General features: G+C 67.4%; 1 protein-coding gene. It reads left to right on the top strand.

Annotated elements, in window-relative coordinates; genetic code table 11:
- Positions 1-308: 308 nt before the first annotated feature.
- Positions 309-622 (top strand): MerR family transcriptional regulator (locus V7E46_RS33685; RefSeq protein WP_333771948.1); only part of this gene is annotated, 314 nt, incomplete at its 3' end.

Here is a 622-nt window from a genome sequence, read left to right as displayed (position 1 = left end):
GTATCCGCAAGTGCAGTGCGCAGTATCCGTTCGGCAAGTGAGTGATCCCAGAGGGAAGAACGGAGGAGCCCAAGCGCCATCAGGATCGCCCGGGCGGACGTCTTGAGCCCGGGTACCGCAGGACATCGATAGTGAGGTGGTCTCCGGTCAAGCAACCGCGATCCCCGCGCCCCCGACAGCATTCCGGTCGGGTCCGCGGAAACAGAAGGCCGGCGCAGTACGACGGCCGGCAGATGGTGTAGCAGTTCCTTCGGGGCCCTGGTGCATACGGCACCAGGGCCCCTCCACGCGTTCCACAGAGAGGTGCGATGACAGCAGACGACTCGTTCGGCCGCCTTGACGACGACGACTACCCCGCCTACACCATGGGCCGCGCCGCCGAGATGCTCGGCACCACCCAGGGCTTCCTGCGCGCCGTCGGCGAAGCCCGCCTCATCACCCCGCTGCGATCCGAGGGCGGCCACCGCCGCTACTCCCGCTACCAACTGCGCATCGCAGCCCGAGCCCGCGAACTCGTCGACCGCGGCACCTCCATCGAAGCCGCCTGCCGCATCGTCATCCTCGAAGACCAACTCGAAGAAGCCCAGCGGATCAACGCCGAATACCGCCGCGCCGCCGAAAC

Source organism: Streptomyces sp. IBSBF 2435 (assembly GCF_036815005.1).
GTDB lineage: Bacteria > Actinomycetota > Actinomycetes > Streptomycetales > Streptomycetaceae > Actinacidiphila.
This window is presented reverse-complemented; position numbering and strand designations above follow the sequence as displayed.